Raw genomic sequence first — 1264 nt, forward strand, 5'->3', positions numbered from 1 at the left:
GAGGCGTGGAGCCCATGAAAAACGGGTTAATCCCGAGCTTGGCATAGGGGAAAACAGGAGGCATCTCAGCCCTAAGTTGGCTTACAAAAGCCGCAACATTGGTTTCTTTACTAAGATTGATAACAAAGTAAGCGGTATGCGGAGCCGGATCTGGCGGATTCAGGCCTAGGATAAAGCGTGGCCCCCCTTCACTAACATACGCAGTAGCGCCTGTAATCTGCGGAAAACGTTGTTCCTCTGCAAGCCATCGCGTCATTTCTTGTGCAACTTCAGCTGTGCGGTTTGCAGGCGTACCTGCTGGGAGCTCAAGGGATATTTGCATTTGTGAGCGTTCCGACGGTGGAAAGAATGCCTCTGGAATAGTCGCAGATAAAAATAACGATAGGATCAGGCTTGCTGTCGCACCTGCTAAAAATGCTTTTGGCCAGCTAATGACTTTGTCCCAAAAGCGAGACATGATCATCATTAAGCGCGAGAGCTCACTTTGCTCAGAAGTGTTTTTACCTTTTCTTATAGACCACTGCGCCAAAATCGGCACCAGCATAATGGCAACAAACCAGGAAATGATCAGCATGACGCCAATAACGATGGTTAGCGTCTGCATATAAATCGCAGTGATATTATCGGTGAACATAGGTGGGGCGAATGCCAGGATAACCGTTAGGCTAGCAATCAGCATTGGCGTACCCAGTGTCTTTCCGGCGTGTAAGGCTGCTGATTTACCAGACTCACCTTGATTAATACGTTTTGAGATATCCTCAACAATCACCATCGGGTTATCAACCAAGATCCCAAGTGCAATGATAAACGAGGCGATACTCACCTCATTAAGCTCAACACCAAGCACTCGTAAAACGACTAATGTCATAATCCCTGTAATGGGCACGGCTAATCCCACCAGTGAACCAGCGCGTAAACCCAAGGCGATAACAGTGACTACAGTCACGACTAGGATCGTCTCCAAAAGAGTTGAAATCATTTTAGATATGACTTGATTAACAACTTCACCTTGGTCGGTGATGATTTTCAATTGAAAGCCAGCAGGTAAATCATGTTCCCATTTTGCTATTTGTGTACGAAGGCGATCATTGAAATCGACCATATTTACGCCGGGCGTCATATAGCCAGCAAGAACAATCGCCTGTCCCCCGTTTAAATAGGCGGCGGTATTAAGCGGTTGTGCTGTCGTCCTTATCACATCAGCTAGCGTGTCAAGTGGTAACTGACTGCCATCTTGCAGCACAATAGGTATCGCTTTAATATC

Annotated in this window: 1 protein-coding gene; it reads right to left on the minus strand. The window is 46.7% G+C overall.

Translation table 11 applies throughout. The features are described from left to right. On the minus strand, window positions 1-1264 hold a 1264-nt coding region (locus NH454_RS22240; protein ID WP_253040213.1), incomplete at both ends, for an efflux RND transporter permease subunit.

The sequence above is a fragment of the Pseudoalteromonas sp. Ps84H-4 genome (assembly GCF_024124645.1).
GTDB lineage: Bacteria > Pseudomonadota > Gammaproteobacteria > Enterobacterales > Alteromonadaceae > Pseudoalteromonas > Pseudoalteromonas lipolytica_C.